Origin of the sequence: Micromonospora sp. DT4, assembly GCF_049841675.1 — a bacterium.
Lineage (GTDB): Bacteria > Actinomycetota > Actinomycetes > Mycobacteriales > Micromonosporaceae > Micromonospora.
On record NZ_JBNCKT010000024.1, the window covers coordinates 1 to 19,268 of the forward strand.

The 19,268-nt window shown below is 72.4% G+C and carries 14 protein-coding genes and 1 pseudogene; 6 read left to right on the forward strand and 9 right to left on the reverse strand.

Annotated elements, in window-relative coordinates:
• Nucleotides 1-122: 122 nt before the first annotated feature.
• From ACLQ24_RS10065 to ACLQ24_RS10080, 4 genes are all read right to left on the reverse strand, one after another.
• Nucleotides 123-1,103, reverse strand: coding sequence for a LacI family DNA-binding transcriptional regulator (locus ACLQ24_RS10065; RefSeq protein WP_425890713.1), 981 nt, complete (start codon nucleotides 1,101-1,103; stop codon nucleotides 123-125).
• A 90-nt stretch (nucleotides 1,104-1,193) separates the two neighbouring features.
• Nucleotides 1,194-2,033 carry a carbohydrate ABC transporter permease gene (locus ACLQ24_RS10070; protein ID WP_425890638.1) on the reverse strand — a complete coding sequence of 280 codons (840 nt, stop codon included), beginning with the start codon at nucleotides 2,031-2,033 and terminating at the stop codon, nucleotides 1,194-1,196.
• Nucleotides 2,030-3,028, reverse strand: a complete 999-nt coding sequence (locus ACLQ24_RS10075) for a carbohydrate ABC transporter permease (RefSeq protein ID WP_425890640.1) — start codon at nucleotides 3,026-3,028, stop codon at nucleotides 2,030-2,032. The genes ACLQ24_RS10070 and ACLQ24_RS10075 overlap by 4 nt, the downstream gene beginning before the upstream one ends.
• Nucleotides 3,029-3,080: 52 nt before the next feature.
• On the reverse strand, nucleotides 3,081-4,376 hold the full coding sequence (locus ACLQ24_RS10080) for an extracellular solute-binding protein (protein WP_425890642.1): 1,296 nt from the start codon (nucleotides 4,374-4,376) through the stop codon (nucleotides 3,081-3,083).
• A gap of 254 nt (nucleotides 4,377-4,630) precedes the next feature.
• Here ACLQ24_RS10080 and ACLQ24_RS10085 point away from each other — a divergent pair, with 254 nt between their 5' ends.
• Complete coding sequence (locus ACLQ24_RS10085) at nucleotides 4,631-6,256, forward strand: glycoside hydrolase family 43 protein (protein ID WP_425890644.1); 1,626 nt, start codon at nucleotides 4,631-4,633, stop codon at nucleotides 6,254-6,256.
• A 13-nt stretch (nucleotides 6,257-6,269) separates the two neighbouring features.
• Here the strand turns inward: ACLQ24_RS10085 and ACLQ24_RS10090 are convergent, their stop codons facing one another.
• Both ACLQ24_RS10090 and ACLQ24_RS10095 read right to left on the reverse strand, forming a co-directional pair.
• Nucleotides 6,270-6,896 (reverse strand): hypothetical protein, encoded by a 627-nt coding sequence (locus tag ACLQ24_RS10090; RefSeq protein ID WP_425890646.1) that lies wholly within the window; start codon nucleotides 6,894-6,896, stop codon nucleotides 6,270-6,272.
• A 185-nt stretch (nucleotides 6,897-7,081) separates the two neighbouring features.
• Entirely contained in the window at nucleotides 7,082-7,522 is a 441-nt protein-coding gene (locus ACLQ24_RS10095) for a dihydrodipicolinate synthase family protein (RefSeq protein WP_425890648.1), read from the reverse strand.
• Between ACLQ24_RS10095 and ACLQ24_RS10100 the strand changes: the two are divergent.
• Both ACLQ24_RS10100 and ACLQ24_RS10105 read left to right on the forward strand, forming a co-directional pair.
• Nucleotides 7,422-7,670, forward strand: a pseudogene (locus tag ACLQ24_RS10100) (LysR substrate-binding domain-containing protein); the annotation flags it as partial. The gene ACLQ24_RS10095 and the pseudogene ACLQ24_RS10100 sit on opposite strands and share 101 nt — an antisense overlap.
• 134 nt (nucleotides 7,671-7,804) lie before the next feature.
• Nucleotides 7,805-9,022: a chitosanase gene (locus tag ACLQ24_RS10105; RefSeq protein WP_425890650.1), complete on the forward strand. Its 1,218-nt coding sequence runs from the start codon at nucleotides 7,805-7,807 to the stop codon at nucleotides 9,020-9,022.
• Nucleotides 9,023-9,093: 71 nt separating this feature from the next.
• Here ACLQ24_RS10105 and ACLQ24_RS10110 read toward each other — a convergent pair whose 3' ends face one another.
• From ACLQ24_RS10110 to ACLQ24_RS10120, 3 genes are all read right to left on the reverse strand, one after another.
• Nucleotides 9,094-9,648 carry a DUF5872 domain-containing protein gene (locus ACLQ24_RS10110; RefSeq protein ID WP_425890652.1) on the reverse strand — a complete coding sequence of 185 codons (555 nt, stop codon included), beginning with the start codon at nucleotides 9,646-9,648 and terminating at the stop codon, nucleotides 9,094-9,096.
• Between the two features lie 28 nt (nucleotides 9,649-9,676).
• On the reverse strand, nucleotides 9,677-9,949 hold the full coding sequence (locus ACLQ24_RS10115) for a hypothetical protein (protein ID WP_425890654.1): 273 nt from the start codon (nucleotides 9,947-9,949) through the stop codon (nucleotides 9,677-9,679).
• 195 nt (nucleotides 9,950-10,144) lie between these two features.
• A complete protein-coding gene (locus ACLQ24_RS10120; protein WP_425890656.1) occupies nucleotides 10,145-10,873 on the reverse strand; it encodes a discoidin domain-containing protein in 729 nt (242 codons plus the stop codon).
• Between the two features lie 124 nt (nucleotides 10,874-10,997).
• Here ACLQ24_RS10120 and ACLQ24_RS10125 point away from each other — a divergent pair, with 124 nt between their 5' ends.
• From ACLQ24_RS10125 to ACLQ24_RS10135, 3 genes are all read left to right on the forward strand, one after another.
• The gene (locus ACLQ24_RS10125) at nucleotides 10,998-11,603 is read left to right on the forward strand and encodes a class I SAM-dependent DNA methyltransferase (protein ID WP_425890658.1); all 606 of its coding nucleotides are present in this window, start codon (nucleotides 10,998-11,000) and stop codon (nucleotides 11,601-11,603) included.
• A gap of 89 nt (nucleotides 11,604-11,692) precedes the next feature.
• On the forward strand, nucleotides 11,693-12,496 hold the full coding sequence (locus tag ACLQ24_RS10130) for a thioesterase II family protein (RefSeq protein WP_425890660.1): 804 nt from the start codon (nucleotides 11,693-11,695) through the stop codon (nucleotides 12,494-12,496).
• Nucleotides 12,493-19,266, forward strand: a complete 6,774-nt coding sequence (locus ACLQ24_RS10135; protein ID WP_425890661.1) for a condensation domain-containing protein — start codon at nucleotides 12,493-12,495, stop codon at nucleotides 19,264-19,266. Before ACLQ24_RS10130 ends, ACLQ24_RS10135 begins: the two co-directional genes overlap by 4 nt.
• Nucleotides 19,267-19,268 lie beyond the last annotated feature (2 nt).

Consider the following 19,268-nt stretch of genomic DNA (forward strand, 5'->3'; position numbering starts at 1 on the left):
CCGAGCGCGAAGCCGCCCGACGCATCAACGCCGAACGACTTCTCACTGCGTAGCCGTCCAGTTACCCGACAGTCTCTGAGGGCGGTCGGCGTACCGAAAAGCAAGCCGCGACGGACGCGCGGTCAGCGGGGTGGTCGGGCGCTGTCCCGGACGACGAGTTCGGTGGCGAGTTCGATGCGTGGGCTCTCGGTCTTCTCGCCCCCGGCGAGCCGCAGTACCGTCCGGGCGGCCAGCATGCCCATCTCCGAGAGGGGCTGGCGGACGGTAGTCAGCGGCGGGGAGCACCAGCGGACCTCCGGCAGGTCGTCGAAGCCGATGACGCTGACGTCGTCGGGCACCCGCAGGCCACGTTTGCGGACGGCCTCGTAGACGCCCAGTGCCATCTGGTCGCTGGAGGCGAAGATGGCGGTGGGTGGGTCGGGCAGGGACAGGAGCTGTGTACCCGAGGTGAATCCGGACTCGTGGTAGAAGTTGCCGGGCCGGATGAGGGCTTCGTCGACGGCGATGCCGGCGGCGCCCAGCGCCGCGCGGTAGCCGTCCATCCGGGCCCGGCTGCACATCAGGTGTGGTGGCCCGGCGATGAAGCCGATGCGGCGGTGCCCGAGGCCGAGCAGGTACTGGTTGGCGCTCAGGCTGCCCGCCCAGTTGGTCGCGCCGATGGTGGGTGACTCCTGCGGGTCGACGCCGGCGGGGTCGATGATGACCACCGGCAGGTGCAGCCGACGCAGCTCCGCCTGCAGTGGAGGGTTCACCATCGAGGTCACGAAGATGACGCCCTCCGTGGATCGCGTACGCATGTTGTCGAGCCACTGTTTGGCCGAGGAGATGCGCCAGTGGATGGCGGAGACGACGGTGCCGACGCCACTGGCCCGGGCGACGTCCTCCACCCCGCGGATGATCTCCACCGCCCACGGGCTGTCCAGGTCGTTGAAGACCAGGTCGATCAGTGCGGCCTCGGTCCGCCTGGCCTGGGTGCGCCGGCGGTAGCCGTGATGGTTGAGCAGCGCCTCGACGCGCTCCCGGGTTTCGGGAGCGACGTCGGTGCGGCCGTTGATGACCCGCGAGACCGTGGGCACGGAGACACCGGCCAGTCGCGCGATCATCGCGATGGTGACGTTTCGGCCGTTGTCGGAGCCCACGGTCCGCTCCTTCGTCTGGCGGGATGCTTCAGGTTGGTCGGCGATCTGGTGTCGTCACCCCTTGACGCTGCCGGTCAGACCGCCGATCAGTTGGCGTTCGGCGACGGCGTAGAAGCCCAGGGCGGGGAGCATCGACAGGACGACGTAGGCGAGCACCCGGGCGGTGTCGTCGGCGTACTGCCCCTGGAACGCCTGGACCCCGACGGGCAGGGTCCACCAGCTCTGATCGCTGAAGACGACCAGCGGGAGCATGAAGTTGTTCCAGCTCGTGACAATGGCCAGGACCGAGACGGTGGCCAGCGCGGGGCGGGCCATCGGCAGCAGGACCCGCCAGAAGAAGCCGAAGGAGCTGCAGCCGTCCAGGACGGCGGCCTCCTCCACCTCGGCGGGGATCGTACGGAAGAACTGCCGCAGGATGATGATGGTGATCGGCAGCCCGAAGGCGGCCTGCGGCAGGATGACGCCCAGCGGGTTGTCCAGCAGGCCGATGGCGCGCAGCAGGACGAACAGCGGCAGGATCGCCACCGCGAACGGGAACATCAGGCCGATGGCGAACAGGGTCGCCAGGAACTCGCGCCCCCGGAAGGCGTAGCGCGCGAAGACGAACGCGGCCATGGCCGCCGCGGCGACGACGATGAACGTGCTGCTGACGGCGATGAGCAGGCTGTTGCCGAGCTGCCGCCAGAACACCCCGGAGACGAACAGGTCGGTGTAGTTCGACGGAACCCAGGGGTCGGGCAGGCCGAGCGGGTTGGTCGACAGCTGGCCGTTGTCCTTGAAGCCACCGATCACGCCGAACCAGTCCGGCACGACGATGAGCGCGCCGACACCGATGCAGACGAGGTGCAGCACGATGCTGCGGGTCCGCTGGGCGCTACTGGTCGTGACGCTCATCGCTGGCCTCCCTGGTTGGTGATCGCGCCCGCGGTGTCCCGACGCAGGACGACGCGCTGGTAGAACAGGGCGAAGACGAGGCTCAGCAGGAACATGACCATGCTGATCGCGCTGGCATAGCCGACCTCGAATCGGCGGAAGCCGAACTGGTACATCGTCACGGCCATGGTCTCCGAGGAGTGGATCGGACCGCCGCCGGTGAGCACCCAGACCATGTCGAACAGCTGGATGGTGCCGATGACCGACAGGAAGATGCTGATGCGGATCGTCGGCCCGAGCAGCGGCAGCGTGACGTGACGGAACGCCTGCCAGGCGGTCGCGCCGTCGGTGACCGCGGCCTCGGACAGCTCCTTCGGGATGCCCTGTCGGGCGGCCAGGAAGAGCATCATGTACAGGCCGAAGTACTTCCAGGACACCACCAGGAAGACGGCGTACAGCACCGTCGACGGGTCGGCGAAGACCGCTCCCGCGTCCGCTCCCAGGAACCGGGAGACCGACTCGCCCAGGCCCCGGTTGGGTGAGAACACCAGGGTGAACAGGACGGCCGTGGTGACCTCGGAGAGCACGTACGGGGCGAAGAAGATCAGCCGGTAGACGGCTCGACCGCGCAGCGGCTGGTTGAGCAGCATGGCCAGGGCCAACGCGACGGGCAGTTGCACGGTCAGCGACAGCAGCACCAGCACGAGGCCGCGCCACAGGTCACCGCGGAACGTCGGGTCGCCGAAGGCGCGGGTGTAGTTGTCCAGCCCAACGAAGTTCTCCGGCAGCCCGAAGCCGTTCCACTTGTAGAGGCTGGCGTAGGCGGCCACCACGATGGGCGTGATGACCAGCAGCACGAACAGCGCCAGGGCGGGCGTCAGGAACACTGCGAGGACGCCACCCCGCCCCGGCCGGGGCTGGCGGCCGCGCTGTCGCGCGGTGCCCGGCCCCGGTGCCGGCGGATCTGTCGCCGTGTCGCCGCGCCCTGTGTACGACACGGTCGATGGCCTGGTCATGCCTGCTCCACTCGATTTCTATCGCCGGCTACGGATGGGTGCGGGGTCACGGTCAGGCGGTCTTCGCCACCTGCGTGATGTCCTTGAGGATCGCCGCAGGCGCCTTCTTGCCAGCGATGATCTCAGCGACGCTGTCGTTGATCTGCTGCCCGAGCGCGGGCGCGTACGCCTGGTCGAGGTAGAGCTGGAAGCCGGTGTTCTTGGCCAGGGTCTCCGCAACGACCTTGCTGTTCGGGTCGCTGATGGCGTCGGTGGCGTCCTTCACCGTGGGCAGGACCGCGCCGGTCTTCGCGGACCGGCGCTGGTTGTCGATGCTGATCAGGAACTTCAGGAAGTCGATCGTGGCGGGCGGGGCGTCCTTGCCGACGGCGAAGCCGTTGCCGCCGCCGAAGACCTCGGTAGCGGTGCCCTTACCGCCGTCCACGGCGGGGAACGGGAAGAAGCCGAGCTTGTCGCCGATACCCTTCTTGCTGGTCGAGCTGGACGCCTGCACCGCCGGTGCCCACTGGCCCATCAGCTCCATGGCCGCGCCGCCGTTGCCCATGGTGGCGGCCTGCCCGTCCGGGGAGCCGTACTCGGCGCCGAGGAAGCCCTTCTGGAAGGGCTGCAGGTCGACGAGTTCCTTGAGCCGCTCACCCGCGGCGACCAGGTCCGGAGTGTCGAAGTTCTTGTCGTCGACGGCCTTCTGCAGCGCGCCGACGCCACCGATGCGCATCGCCAGGTACGACCAGTAGAAGTGGGCCGGCCACTTGTCCTTGCCGGCGATGGCGACCGGGGTGATGCCGGCGGTCTTGAGCTTGCGGACCGCGTCGAGCAGGCCGGCCCAGGTGGTGGGGGGCTCGGTGATGCCGGCGCGGGTGAAGAGGTCCTTGTTGTACCAGAACCCGACCATGCCGATGTCGAACGGGATGCCGTAGATCTTGCCGTCGATCGTGTACGGCCCCATCGCGGCGGGCAGGATGCCGCCGACCAGGTCCTTCACGTCGTCGGTGAGGTCCTTGACCAGACCCGCGTCGACCTGCTGCTTGAGCACGCCGCCGCCCCAGGACTGGAAGAGGTCCGGCGGGTCGCCGGCCTGCGTGGCGGTGGTGAGCTTGGCCTTGAACGCCTCGTTCTCCAGCGGCTGGATGGTGAACGTGACGTTGCTGTGCGCGGTCTTGTACTCGTTGGCCATCGCGGCCCAGACCGGCAGCATCGGCTCGGTGTTCTGGATGTGCCACCAGTTGATCGTCTGCGCCGCGTTCGGGTCGCTGGACTTGTCATCGCCACTGCAGGCGCTGAGCAGGTAGGCGCCGGCGCCGGCGCCGGCAAGGCCGAGCAGCGATCGGCGGGAGAGGTGCGCTGTCATGATCCATCCCTTCGGGGACTCACGGGTTGCTCGGACGCCGGCCGAGCCGGCAAGGGTGGAAACCTGGATCTCCGGAACTTTCATTGCTTCGTCGGTATTACCGATCGATGGCCGGGACGCTACGAGCAGTTCCCCCAGCGGTCAAGACCCCTGTCCTATCGCGATAAGACCGGCTACCGTACGAGGGGCTTCCAGTGATCTGGTACCCGCAAGTTTCCGGAAGTTTCACAGCCGCACCGCATAGAGGAGCCCCCGTGTCGACCGACACCGCTGACGTGGCGACCGCTGCCTGGTCGATCCGCAACCCCGTCCTCGCCGGGTTCCACCCGGATCCGTCGATCCTGCGTGTCGGCGATGACTTCTACCTGGCCACCTCGACCTTCGAGTGGTATCCGGGGGTACGCGTGCACCACTCGCGCGACCTCGTGAACTGGCGCCCACTGGGTGGCATCATCACCGACCGCCGTCTGCTCGACCTACGCGGGTGCGGCGACTCCAACGGCGTGTGGGCGCCCGACCTGACGTACCACGACGGGGAGTTCCACCTCGTCTACAGCGACGTGGCCAGCTTCGCCAGCGGCTACTGGGACCCGCAGAACTTCCTGGTCACCGCGCCCGACATCGCCGGCCCCTGGTCGGATCCGGTGAAACTGCACGGGCGCGGCTTCGACGCCGCCCTGTTCCACGACGACGACGGCACCAGTTGGCTGCTGAGCATGAGCGCGGACTGGCGTCCCGGGCGGGACCGCTTCGGCGGCATCGAAATCCAGCAGTACGACCGGGCGGCACGCCGTCTGGTCGGCCGGCCCCGCATCCTGTTCACCGGCACGCCGGTCGGGGTGACCGAGGGGCCGCACCTGTACCGCCACGACGGCTGGTACTGGCTGATCACCGCCGAGGGCGGCACCAGCTGGGAGCACCAGGTCACCGTGGCGCGCTCGCGGGAGCTGTTCGGCCCGTACGAGGTGGACCCGGACGGCCCCCTGCTGACCTCGGTGGGCCGGCCCGACCTGCCGTTGCAGAAGGCCGGTCACGGCAGCCTGGTCCAGACCCCCGACGGTGGCTGGTACCTGGCCCACCTGGTCGGTCGCCCCTACTCACCCCTGGGCAACTGTGTGCTCGGTCGGGAGACCGCGATCCAGCGGGTCGAGTGGCCGGACGGTGGCTGGCCCCGCATCCCGGGAGGGGTGCCGGCCGAGGAGGTCGTCGCTCCGGACCTGTCGCCGCATCCGTGGCCCGAGGAGCCCGCCACCGACGACTTCGACGCCGCCGAGCTGGCATCCTGCTGGTCGACGCTGCGCCGGCCGGCCAGCGCGGACTGGATCGACCTGCGCTCCCGGTCCTCGCACCTGCGGATCCACGGTGGACAGTCGCCGGTGGGTCGGCAGGCGCCGAGCCTGGTCGCGCGACGGGTCGGGGCGACGCACTGCTCGCTGGAGACGGTTGTCGAGTTCGACCCGATCGACCACCGGCAGCTCGCGGGAATCACCGCGTACTACAACACCCTCAACTGGCACCACCTCTACCTGACCCGCGCCGACGACGGACGTACGGTGTTGGAGCTGCTCAGCTCCGACAACGGCCGGCGCACCCCCTACCCCGAGCTGACCGTGGACGCCAGCGGTGTCGCCCAGGTCGGCCTGCGGGCGCTGTTCGACGGGCCCGTGGTGCGCTTCGACTACGACCTCGGGGCCGGTTGGCAGCGCCTGCCCGTCGACCTGGACGCGACGATCCTGTCCGACGAGCACGCCGCGCTGATCATCGACGGGGAGCCCGCGGCGTGGGGTTTCACCGGCTCCTTCCTCGGGCTGTGGGTGCAGGATCTCGGCGGCGACGGGGTGTACGCCGACTTCGACCGGGCCACCTACCGGGAACACTGAGCACGTGGACGCCTCAGGGGCGCTGGGCGACCGCGCGCAACTGGCCGAGGGTGGTGCGGAAGCCGTGACCCGACGCCGTCGCGTCCTCGGTGCGCAGGCCGGTGACGGCCATGGCCTGCGAGCGGCTGGACGCGACGGCATCGTCACCGGCCCCGGCCCCGGCCCCGGTCACGTCGAAGACGCCGAAGTCGCCGCTGAGCGTCCGGAACGTCGGCGTCGCGCCCCCCGCGTCCTGGGACAGGTAGAGGACCACTTTCTGACCCACGTCGAGGGTCGACATGTGGGCCATGTCCGCCACGCCGGCGTCGAGGCTGGCGAGTCTGATCGACGCTCCGGCGCGTACACCGGTGTCGGTCTTGGCGCGCAACACCTCGTCGACCCGGAAGCCGGCGGACGCGACCTCGCCGCGCACGACCAGGTCCGCGGTCTCGGTGAGCTGCCGCACCGTGCCGTACCCGCGCAGCTTCCCCGGCGGCGGCGCGGGCGGCGCGGTCGCCGTCGGCGCGACCGCACCGCCGGTGGTGGGCGCGGCGGCCGGTTCGGCGCGGTCGGCGTTGCCGCAGGCAGTCAGCGCCGCCGCGGCGAGCACGGCGGCCGCTGCGGCCCACCAGGGCAGGGTACGGCGGAGATCGACTGCCATGGAACGCTCCTCGCGGCTTGGTGGCACTGCTGACGCCATCGGTCTGTGCGCTCCCGGCACCTTCGGGGCCCTCGCGCGGGCTGACGATAGCCGCCGTCGCGCACGGCCGGGCGACGGGCCGATGAACAAATGGTCTTTCTCTCCGACGTGCCGCGTCGCGGGATCCTGGCCCGGCCGTCCGCCGCTCACCTCGGCTCGCTGGTCAACTCCTCCAGGCGTCGAAGCGCCCGCCGCGTCGCGTCCTGACTCGCGGGCAGCAGCGGCAGGCGCACCGACGGGGTCGGGATGCGTCCCCGCGCGTGCAGCACCGACTTGATGGCGCTCGGGTTGGGCTCGGCGAACAGCGCCGCCGACAGGCCCGCGAGTCGATGGCCCAGCGACCTCGCACGCGTGACGTCGCCCGCGTGCCAGTGCGCGACCAACCGGACGTACTCCACGGCAGCGACCTGGGCCGAGGCCGCTATGGCGCCGTGCGCGCCGAGGGCGAGCAGCGGGGACAGGAGCGGATCCTCGCCACCGAGTACGGGCTTCGCCCCGGCGGTGCGGCACCACGTCGACGACTTCACCGCGATGCTGGCCCTGGTCGCCGCGGGCGAGGGGGTCGCGCTCGTCCCGCAACTCGCCATCACGCGACCGTCCCCGCAGGTCCGCCTTCTTGCGCTGACCATCCGCCGCCGTACGTGGGTCGCCTACCGCAGGGGTGCGGGCGACCACCCCGCGGTGCTGGCGTGCGTCTCCGCGCTGCGCGCCGCCACCACCACCCCGCCCGGTTGAGCCCGGATTGACAGGTGATCGACATACTGCTATCTGTTAATACAGTTTCCTGATTCTCGCGGTGCCCGCCGGCGCCCAACGTCGCGCCGGGCACCGACCGGCCGGCGGCATGCCGCCCCTTCCCCGAGGAACACATGGTGCGCAAGAGGACAGTCGCCTACACCGTGGGCGGCCTGCTGATCGGCGTCGCGGCGGTCGGCTTCGGCCTACCGTCGGCCAGCGCCACGACCGCCGGCCCGATCAGCGGCCTGGGCGGCAAGTGCGTCGACGTGGCCGGCGCCAGCTCGGCCAACGGCACAGCCGTGCAGCTCTACGACTGCAACGGCACGGCGGCCCAGACGTGGACGGTGGGCAACAGCGACAGCTCGATCCGCGCGCTCGGCAAGTGCCTCGACGTCACCGCCGCCTCGACCACCAACGGCGCCAAGATCCAGCTGTACGACTGCAACAACACCGGCGCCCAGAAGTGGACCGCCGCCAGCGATGGCGCACTGGTCAACACCGCCTCGGGCAAGTGCCTCGACGTGACCGACCGGAGCACCGCGAACGGCGCCCGGCTGCAGATCTGGACCTGCGGCGGCACCACCAACCAGCAGTGGACCCTCCCCGGCGGCGGCACCCCCACCCCCACGCCGACCGCCAGCGGATCGACCGGCACCAACCTCGACGACCCGGCGAAGAAGGACGTCGCCATGCAGCTCGTCTCGGCGGCGGAGAACTCCTCGCTCGACTGGCGCGCCCAGTTCTCCTACATCGAGGACATCGGCGACGGGCGCGGCTACACCGCCGGCATCATCGGCTTCTGCTCCGGCACCGGCGACATGCTCGAACTGGTCCAGGCGTACACGAACACCAAGCCCGGCAACGTGCTGGCCGGCTACCTGCCGGCACTGCGCGCCGTCAACGGCACCGCGTCGCACTCGGGCCTCGACCCGAACTTCACCCGCAACTGGCGCACCGCCGCCACCGACTCGGTGTTCCGGGCCGCGCAGGAGGCCGAGCGGGACCGGGTCTACTTCAACCCGTCGGTCCGCGACGGCACGAACGACGGGGTCCGGGCACTCGGCCAGTTCGCCTACTACGACGCGGCGGTCATGCACGGGTACGAGGGCATGCGTCAGATCCGCAGCCGCGCCCTCGCCCGGGCAAAGCCTCCGGCGCAGGGCGGCGACGAGCGGACCTGGCTCAACGCGTTCCTCGACGAGCGGGTCATCGAGATGAAGAAGGAAGAGGCCCACTCGGACACCTCCCGCGTGGACACGGCCCAGCGGGTGTTCCTCAACAACGGCAACTTCAACCTGAACACGCCGTTGGCATTCGCCGTCTACGGCCAGCAGTTCCGCATCGGCTGACCCGCCGGCGGCGCATCGCGCGGTGACGACATTGATCGCGCCGCGTCCCCGCTTTCCTGACCTGCTCTCGGCTAGCCGCGCCGGTTGAGTTCCGCCTCCAGCCGCTGGACGAGGGTCTTGCGGTCCTTGCCGGCGTGCTCGTTGCGCAGGGCGGTCCGGAGCTGTCGCGTATCGAGGCCACGGACGAGCTTGCTGGCCTCGGCGACCGACATCTCCGACATCCGGCCGGCCGTGGTGGCATCCCGACGGGCCTTCTTCGCCGGGCCGGTGTTGGCGACGTACTGCCTGCCGGTCCGGGACGCCTCTCTTTTCTTGGTGTCGGTCGCGCGCTTCTGGCTCTCGGACATCTCATCCCAGGCCTTCTTGGGCAGGTACCGGCTCGTCGTGCCGTCCTTGCGGGCGCGCGTGTCGCCCTCCTTCGTCTGCCACTTCTCGTTGCTCCAGCGCTGCAACGCCTTCTGCCGGTCGTCCTTTTCGCCCAGGAATCCACCGCCGCGCCGCTTGTACTCCTGAGTCACGAGCTGCGACTTGCGCGCCGACCACTGCCCCGGCCTGCCGCCCTTGTCGGAAGCCTTGATCTCTTCCTTGATCTGCTCTCTGAGCTCGGGTTTCGTATACCGCGCCATAGGTGGCAGCTACCCGGCAGGACAGCGCCTATGCCTGGCGCAGCGGCGGCGGGCCGAGCCGCAGCAGCACCTGCGCCCCGCCCTGCGCGCCGGAGCGCAGCTCCAACCGCCCGCCGCCGGCCTGCGCGGCCACGATGACCGGGACCGAGCTGACCGCGGCGGTATCCGCAGCAGTTCGCGTCCGTCCAGGTCGGGCAGCCCCCAGGTCGGGCACCACCAGATCGGGCCGGTCGCCCAGCGCGTCACATAGGCCCGCCATCGCGGTCGAGACGGCGGCCATCGCGTGGCCGCGTTCGCGCAACCCCCGGAGCAGAGGGTACGGATCGTCAGGTCGTCCTCGATGAGCAGCAGGCGGGCCGCAGCAGGCAGGCTGACCGCTGTCGCTGCCGGCGCGGCCCGCGTTATTGGGCATTCGTCAAGCAGCCCACGCCGACGCCCAGTCGCTGACGGGCGTGGCCGGCACGCAGGACCGTGCCGGCCACGTCGTGGTGGTGGTTCAGCTCGTGTACGCCTCCACCTCCCAGAGCGAATGGCCGTGGCCGGTCCCCCGCGCCGTGCCGTAGATGCGCAGGTAGCGGCCGTTGGCACCGAGGTCGCTGTGCTCGTCCACGCCGCCGTCGCCGCCGGTCACCGTCTTCACGGTGCTCCAGGTGCTGCCGTCGTTCGAGGTCTGGATCCGGCGCAGGGCCGGCGCGAGCGCCACGAGCATGCACAGACCGCCGAGCGGCAGCAGGTCGAGCGTGACGGCCGGCAGGCCGATACCGACGAGCAGCAGGGCCACGCTCCACCACGGCAGCAGCCGGTGCGCCGCGAGCATGCCCGCGAGGACGAGCAGACCGAGGAAGAACAACTGCGGGACGACGTCGTAGAACACCACCTCGACGCCGGGTACGTCCTTGAAGTCCGCGCCGAGCGCCGACATCTCCGCCCGGTCGGCGGCCAACAGACCCTCGACGATGTCCGCGCCGAACTGCACCATCGTGGCGGCCAGCCCGACCAGCGTGACGGCCACGACCGACGTACGCCACGGGCCGGGGCGCAGCAGACCGGCCAGCGCCAGCACCACCGGTACGAACAACACCATGCCCGCGAGGCCGACCAGGTGCGCGGCCTGCCAGTCGAACCCCGGGCCGTACGTCCCGTCGGACCTACCCCACAGGCGTACGAGCCCGTAACCCACGATGCAGGCCGGCCCGGCGATCACGAAGAATGCAGTGCGTCTCATGGCAGCCATCGTCCGGTGGGCGACGCGCGGCTGACCTCCGGGCGCAGCCCCGGTACGGCCCCGGTTTCCGCCTCAGGTCTTTGACCGAGCGACCCTGAGCCTCGTGATCTCCTATAGTCGCGCGGTGGGCACCGAACAGGTACGGCAGGCGTACGGCGCAGTCGCGGATCTCTACATCGAACTGTTCGGCACGCGCGAACAGGTGGACCCCGACGACCTCGCCCTCATCGCCCGGCACCTGGGGGTCCGGTCCGGTCCGGTACTCGATTTGGGCTGCGGTCCCGGCCACCTCACCGACCACCTTCACTCGCTCGGCGTCGACGCCACGGGCATCGACGTGGTCCCCGAGTTCATCGCCCACGCGCGGGCGACCCACCCCGGCGGCAGCTACCGCCTCGGATCGCTGGACGACCTCGACGTGGCCGACCACTCCCTCGCCGGCATCCTGGCCTGGTATTCGCTGATCCACCTGCCCCCGGAACGCCTCGACGGCGTACTGACGACATTCCGACGGGCCCTGGCCCCGTCCGGAGCGTTGGTGCTGGGTCTCTTCTCGGGCGACCATGTCGACGCGTTCGACCACAAGGTCGTGACCGCCTACCGCTGGCCCGTCGACGAGATCTCCGAGCGCCTGACGCGCGCCGGATTCACCGAGCTCGAGCGCCTGGAACGCCCCGACGGTGGCGTCCATCGGCCGCACTACGCCATCGCGGCGACCACTCGGGAGTGAGCCTGGTCGGCCGCGCGCAGCGGACACCGCGAGGAACGCTCAGCCGACGCTAAGACCGCGCTCACGGCCCGTTCCTAGCGTGTGCGGGCATGGCGACACCACCCGCATCCCCGCCGACGACCGCCGCCCACGCCGCCTGGTTGAGCTGCGCCGCGCCCCGCCCGGCCGCCCGGCTGCGGCTCGTGTGCCTGCCGTACGCCGGGGCCGGCGGTTCCGCGTACCGGCCGTGGGCCGCGCTGCTGGGCGACGACGTGGAGGTGTGGACCGCGCAGTTGCCCGGCCGTGAACGTCGGTTGTCCGACCCGCCCCTGAGCACGATGGACGAGTTGGCACCGCCGCTTGTCGACGCGATCGTCGCGCGGGTGCCGCGGCCGTTCGCGATCTTCGGGCACAGCATGGGCGGCCTGATCGGGTACGAGGTGGCTGCCCGCCTGGTCGCGCGGGGTGGCCCACTGCCGCAGCGGTTGGTGGTCTCGGCGGCCCGTCCGCCACGCGGCGCCGCACCGCTCGGCTCAGCGCACCGCCTCGACGACGTGGCGCTGACCCGCTGGCTGCGCGACCTCGGCGGAATTCCCGACGAGGTGCTCGCCGACCCCGGCCTGCTGGAACTGATCCTGCCGATCGTGCGGGCCGACCTGAGCGTGGTCGCGTCGTACCGGCCGGCGACCGTGACGCCGCTGCCGCTGCCCGTGGACGCGGTGGCCGCCGCCGGCGATCCCCTGGTCAGCCCGGACGAGGTGGCCGGGTGGGCGGCCTGCACCACCGACGCCTTCTCGCTGACCGTCGTGCCGGGGGGTCACCTCTACCTGCACGACACGCCTCCCCCGCTGCCCCGCCTGCTCGGCGGCGGGCCGACAGCCGACCGCGCGTACGTCGAAGGGGCCACCCGATGACCCAGGACCTGCACCCGGACCTCGCCGACCTCACCCCCGAGCAGCGGGAGCTGCTGGCCCTGCGGCTGCGCCAGGGCCGTGCCAGCCAGGCCCGTGCCGACCAGGGCCGTGCCAGCCAGGGCCGTGCCAGCCAGGGCCGTGCCGACCAGGGCCGTGGCGACCAGGCCCGTGCCAGCCGTACCGATCCGACACCCACGCCCGCGGCGTCCGGCTACCCGCTCTCCTTCACCCAGGAGCAGCTCTGGTTTCTCGACCGGTTGGAGCCCGGTACGCCGGTCTACAACGTGCCCTTCGCCGAGCGGATCACCGGTCCCCTCGACGTCGCGGTGCTCCACCGGGCGGTCAACGCCGTGGTGGCCCGGCACGACGCCCTGCGGATCGTGTTCACCACCGCCGACGGCGTCGTCACCCAGCGGGTGTCGGACACCCTGGAGCTGCCGCTGCCGCTGCTCGACCTGACGGCGCTGCCGGAGTCGGAGCGGCAGGCGGCGGCCGAGCGGGAGAGCACGGCGCACGCGGCGGTCCGCTTCGACCTGACCAGTGGACCGCTGCTCGCGGTACGGCTGGTCGCCCTCGCCGCCGACGAGCACCTGCTGCTGGTGACCGCGCACCACATCGTCTTCGACGCCTGGTCGGCGGGTGTGTTCGTCGAGGAGCTGGTGCGCTGGTACGGCGAGTTCGCCGCCGACGTGCCGGCCGGGCTGCCCGCGCTGCCCACCCGGTTCGTCGCCCACGTCGCCGCCCGCCGCCAGCCGGAGGCCGAACGGGAGCTGGCCGGCCACCTGGCGCACTGGCGGGAACGGCTCGCCTCGGCCCCGGCCCGCTCCACGCTGCCACCGGACCGCCCCCGGCCGCCGGTGCAGACCCACCGTGGCCGGAGCCTGCCGTTCACCGTCGACGCCGAAGTGACCGACGCCCTCACCGGGCTGGCCCGGCGCGCCGGCGCCACCGTCAACGCGGTGGTCCTCGCCGGGCTGACCGCCCTGCTGCGCCAGGCCACCGGCCAGGAGGACCTGCTGCTCGGCATGCCCGCCGCCGGCCGGGCGAGCACCCATCTGGAGCCGCTGATCGGCTGCTTCGCCACCATGCTGGTGCTGCGGGTGGACATTGCCGACGACCCGAGCGTCCGTGACCTCGTCCGTCGGGTGCACCGCACGGTGAGCGAGGCGTACGCCCACCAGGAGGCCCCGTACGCGCGGGTGGTGGAGGAGGTCCGCCCGGTCCGGGACCCCAGCGTGAACCCGCTCTTCCAGGTGCTGGCGACCATGACCGACGGCGGCGTGCGGCAGCGGCAGGCCGCCGGGGTGACGTTCCGTCCGGTGCCGGCGGAGAGCGGCCTCACCGACTTCGACCTGTTCGTCAGCCTGACCGTCGACGGTGACCGGGTCGACGGCGCGGTCGACTTCAACACCGACCTGTACCTCGACGAGACGATCGCCGCGACCGTGGGCCGGCTGCCGGAGCTGCTGCGCGCCATGGTGGACGACCCGGACCGCCCGCTGTCCGAGGTGACCGGGCTGCGCCGCCACCGCGTCGCCCTGGCGGCTACCTTCACCGTGGACCCGCTGCGCGACCCGGTGGAGTTCTGGCTGCGCTTTCTGCGCGTACCGGCGTCGGTGGAGCTGGTCGGGTACGGCCAGTTGGTGGCCCACCTGCTGGCCGGGCCGACGGCCGACGCCACGGTCTGCCTGCTGCGGTTCCAGGACTGGCTGCGCCGCCAGGACCACACGGCCGGGGACGCGGCCCTCGACGCGGCGATGGACGACCTCGACGCGGCGGTGACGGCGTACCGACGGCGGACCGACGCACCGCTGCTGCTGGTGGTCTGTCCCGCGTCGCCGGGCGCCGCCGAGCGGCTCGACGGGCGGTCCGGGCGGCTCGACGGGCGGTCCGGGCGGCTCGACGGGCGGTCCGGGCGGCTCGACGGGCGGTCCGGGCGGCTCGACGACCGGCTGGCCGCGTTGGCGGCACGTACCCCGGGGGTCCACGCGGTCTGGGCCGCCGACCATGCCGGCGCCTACCCGGTGAGCGAGGTGAGCGACGAGCGCGCGGACGAGCTGGGCCACGTGCCGTACACGGGCGAGTACTTCGCGGCGCTGGGCACGATCGTCCTACGCGAGCTGCGGCGGCTCGCTGGCCAGCCGCGCCGCCTCGTGCTCGTCGACGGCGAGCGGTTGCCACTCGACCGGCTCACCGACGTGCTGCCCGGTCACGAGGTGCGGGCGCACACGGCGGCCGCGCTCGCCGCCGCAGACCCGGCCACCACTGTGGTGCTCGACACCGACCCGCAGGCCGTCGCGGCGCTACGCGAGGCGCACCCGGGCGTGCTGGCGCTTGCCGTGCCCGCCGGGTGGGACGAGCTGCGCCGGTTGCTCACCCACGTCTGGCCGCTGGACCCACCCGCGCCGGTGCCGGTCACCGACCCGAGCGGCCTGTGCACGGCGATCGGGTCGGAGCGGGCCGCGTACGTCGTCGAGGAACTGAGCACCGCCGCGGCGGTCGCCGAGCGGAGCCGGCCGGCCCCCGTTCGCGTCGCCGCCGACGGCGAGGTCGTCGCGCCGCGCACCCCCACCGAGGAGCGGCTCGCCAATCTCTGGGCGGCCGCGCTCGGCGTCGAACAGGTCGGTGTGACGAGCGACTTCTTCGGTCTCGGTGGACACTCGCTGCTCGCCACCGGCCTGCTGTCGCAGGTGCAGGCCGAGTTCGGCCGAGAGGTGTCGCTCTACACCCTGTTCACCCACCCCACCGTGGCCGGGCTCGCCGCCGTGCTCGACGCCGACCCGGACGCCACCGCGCTCGCCCCGCTCACCGCCGCCCCGGCGGGTACGCCGGCGGTGGCGTCGTCGGCGCAGGTGCGACTCTGGGCGCTCGACCAGCTCGGCGACGACGTGGTCCGGCACAACACCACTGCCGCCGTCGAGCTGCGCGGCGACCTCGACAAGACGTCGCTGCGCCGGGCGTTCGACGACGTGCTGGCCCGGCACGAGGTGCTGCGGACCACCTTCCGGGGGCGCGACGGTGAACCCGAACCCGTCGTGCACCCGCACGTCGACCCGTGGCTGGAGACGCTGGACCTGACCGGGCTGCCGGCCGCGAAGCACGCGCGGATGCTGCGCCGGGCGGCCGCCGAACTGGCCGCGCACCGGTACGACCTGGCGACCGGGCCGCTGGTACGGGCCCGCCTGCTGCGGCTGCCCGAGCAGCGCTGGCACCTGCTGCTCGGCATGCACCACATCGTCTGCGACAACACCTCGTGGAGCATCCTGCTCGACGAACTAGCCGCCCGGTACGCCCACCACGCCACCGGCGTCGACCGGCCGCTGCCGGTGCTGCCGGTGCTGCCGGTGCAGTTCACCGACTACGCCCGGCACCAGCGCGACTGGCTGGCGTCCACCGCCGTCGGGCCGCACCTGGCGTACTGGCGGGAGCGGCTGGCCGACGCGCCGCCGCTGCTGGACCTGCCCACCGACCACCCCCGTCCCGAGGAGCGCTCGGACGTCGCCGGCTACCAGGCCCAACGGCTGGGCACCGGGCTCGGCGCGGCCGTGCGGGAGCTGGCCCGGGCGGAGGGGGTCACCCCGTTCGCCGTCCTGCTGGCCGGCTTCACCGCCCTGCTGCACGCCGAGAGCGGTCAGCCGGACCTGGTGCTCGGCACACCCACCGCCGGCCGGGAACGCGCCGAACTCGCCCCGCTCATCGGCTGCTTCGCGGACCTGCTGCCGCTGCGCATGGACGTGGGCGGCCGGCCCACCTTCCGGCAGCTCGTGACCCGGGCCTACCGGACAGCGCGGGAGGCGTACCGGCACCAGGGGCTACCGTTCGCGACCATCGTGGAGGCGCTGCGGCTGCCCCGGCAGGCCGCGTACCACCCGCTGTTCCAGTGCGTGCTCAACGTCCTCGACGGCGCCGACGAGCTGCCGGAATTCGCCGGGCTGGCCGCCACGCCGGTCGAGGTGCCGAGCGTCGGTGTCGACTTCGACCTCTTCCTCAGCGTCACCTGGCAGGGCGACGACCTGCACGCCTACCTGGCGTACCGGGCGGATCTGTTCGGGCCGGAGCGGATGGTCCGGCTGCTCACCGGGCTCGGACGGATGCTCGACGACGGGGTGCGTCGGCCGGACGCCCCGATCAGCGCGGGTCGGCGTGCGCGGACGTCCCGTCGGTCCGCGCCGCCCGCGCCCCGGCTGGTGGTCGGCGGCACCGTCGAGGTGCCGCGGCTCGCGGAGACCGTCCGCTTCTGGGCCGGACTGCTCGGCCTGCCGCACACCCTCGAACAGCTCGCGTCCGGCGCGCTGCTGCGGCTGCTGCGGGACCCGGCCGCCGGCCTGGCGACCGGCCGGCGGGACCGCAACGCGCTGGTCCTGCGCTGGGAGGACCGGCTGACACCCGGTCCGCTCGGCGCGGGCATCGTCGGGCTGCGCGCCTTCCTCACCGAGCTGCTGGCGGCACTGGACGTGCACCGGGCGCACAGCGCGGCGGCGTTGACGATCGCGGTCTGCCCGCCGTCGCCGCCGTACCGGACGTCACCGTGGAACGCGGTCTTCGCCGAGCTGACCGCGCGGCTGGCCGAGGCCCGACCGGACGTCGACGTCGTCGCGGTCGAGGCATGGGCGCGGCGCTACCGGGTGCCGGAGCTGTTCGCCGGCGACGAGTGGTCGCCGGAGCTGGCGGCGGTCACCGCGACCCTGCTGGTACGGCGGGCGGTCCGGCATCCGGCTCTGCGCCGGCTGGTCGTACCGGCCGGCCCGGCGCACCGACAGGCGGAGCTGGCACGGCTGCTCGCGGCCCAGACCCGCGCCGGGCGCGAGGTGCTACTCACCACGACGCCGCAGGGCGCGGAGCTGTCCGCGCTGGTCACCGCCGGAATCATCGGGTACGCCCCGACACCTGCGACCGACGCGGCCACCCTGCTGCTGCATCCGGCCACCGAACCCGCGCCGCCCGATGCCCTGGCGCTGCCCGTCGACCCGGCGAACGGGCCGGTGGACGTGCTGCGGAGTCTCTGGTCGCTCGACGCCGGGACCACAGTGGATGTTGAAGCGCCGGTCGACCGGATTCCCGCTGGTCTGCTGGCCGAGGTGGCCACCGAGCTGGGCGACGCGACGGCGGTGCGTGGCGCGGTCACCGACGGGTACCGGCGCTCGGCCGACCGGGCCGCCGCCGCGCCGCGCACGGACCGGGAACGTCAGCTCGTGGTGATCTGGTCGGAGCTGCTGCGCACCAACCAGCTCGGCATCACCGACGACTTCTTCGCCTCCGGCGGTGACTCGCTGCTCGCGATGCAGCTCGTCGCCCGCTGCGCGGCGGCCGACATCCACATCACCCCCCGCCAGCTCGTCCGCCACCCCACGGTCGCCGAACTCGCCGCCAGCCTCGGGGAGGCGACGGCGTCGCCGCACGCCGAGCAGGGCGAGGTGCACGGCGACGCCCCGCTGACCGGCGCGCAGCGCTGGTTCACCGACGTCATCGCCCCCACCATGGGCCGGCCCGCCCTGTTCAACCACCCCTACTACCTCCGGCTGGGCCGGCCGCTCCCGGTCGACCTGCTGCGCGAGGCGGTCCGTCGGCTGGTGGCCCAGCACGACGCGCTGCGGCTGCGCCTGACCCGGCAGGCGGACGGGAGCTGGCGTCAGCACCACGCCGACCCGGCCGACGCCGTCCCGTTCGTCAGCCACGACCTGACCGGGCTCGGTGTGGACGAGCGGGAGGCGGCGGTCGAGGCACGCTGCGCCGAAGCACAGACCACCCTGGACCTCACGGCCGGACCGCTGGCCCGGGTGGCGCACTTCCGGCTCGGCCCGGAGCTGCCCGACCGGCTGCTGCTCGTCAACCACCACCTCGTCGTCGACGCGGTCTCCCGGGGTGTGCTCCTCGCCGACCTGGAGACGCTCTGCGGCCAGCTCGAACGCGGTGCCGCGCCGGCGCTGCCGGCCAAGACCACGTCGTACCGCGACTGGGCACGGCGACTGGCCGAGTACGCGGGCTCGCCGGAACTGCGCGAACAGGTGCCGTTCTGGCTGGCGCAGGCCGACGAGGGCGTGCTGCCCCGGCTGGCCGACGAGCCGGCCGCCGCGCCGTTCCGCCTCGGTGACCTGGGCCTGGCCAGCGTGACCCTGGACGAGGCGGCTACCCGGGGACTGCACGCCGCCGCCCGCCGGCTGCGCGCCAGCGTGCGGGACCTGCTGGTGTGGGCGGTGGTGGACACCGTCGGGGGTCGCACCGGCGGCGCGGTCACCGTCGCCACGACCGGCCACGGCCGGGAAGCGCTCTTCGACGACGTCGACGTCAGCCGTACGACGGGCTGGTTCCAGGTGCTCTATCCGCTGCGCCTGGAGCTGCCCGCCACCACCGACGCGACGCGCTCGGCCCGCTCGGTGATCCGCCAGCTCGGCCGCGTCCCGGACAACGGCATCGGGTACGCGCTGCTGCGCCACCTCTGCCCCGACGACGACGTTCGCGCCCGGCTCGCCGCGACGCCACCGCCGACGGTGGCGGTCAACTACATGGGCGGGTACGGCTTCGACGACGTCGCCCCGGCCAACCAGCTCCTCGACGTCTGCGCGGCGCCGTTCGGCCCGACCGAGGACCCCGACGGGCAGTGGCCCTTCGCCTTCGACGTGACGGGGTCGCTCACCGGCCCCGCGCTGCGCGTCGATCTGAGCTACGCCACTCCGGCCTTCCGGCCGGAGACCGCTGAGAACCTGCTCGACGGCATCCGGACCAGCCTCTTGCGCCTGGTCGGAAACCACGGGCAATCGCCACGGCAGTAGGA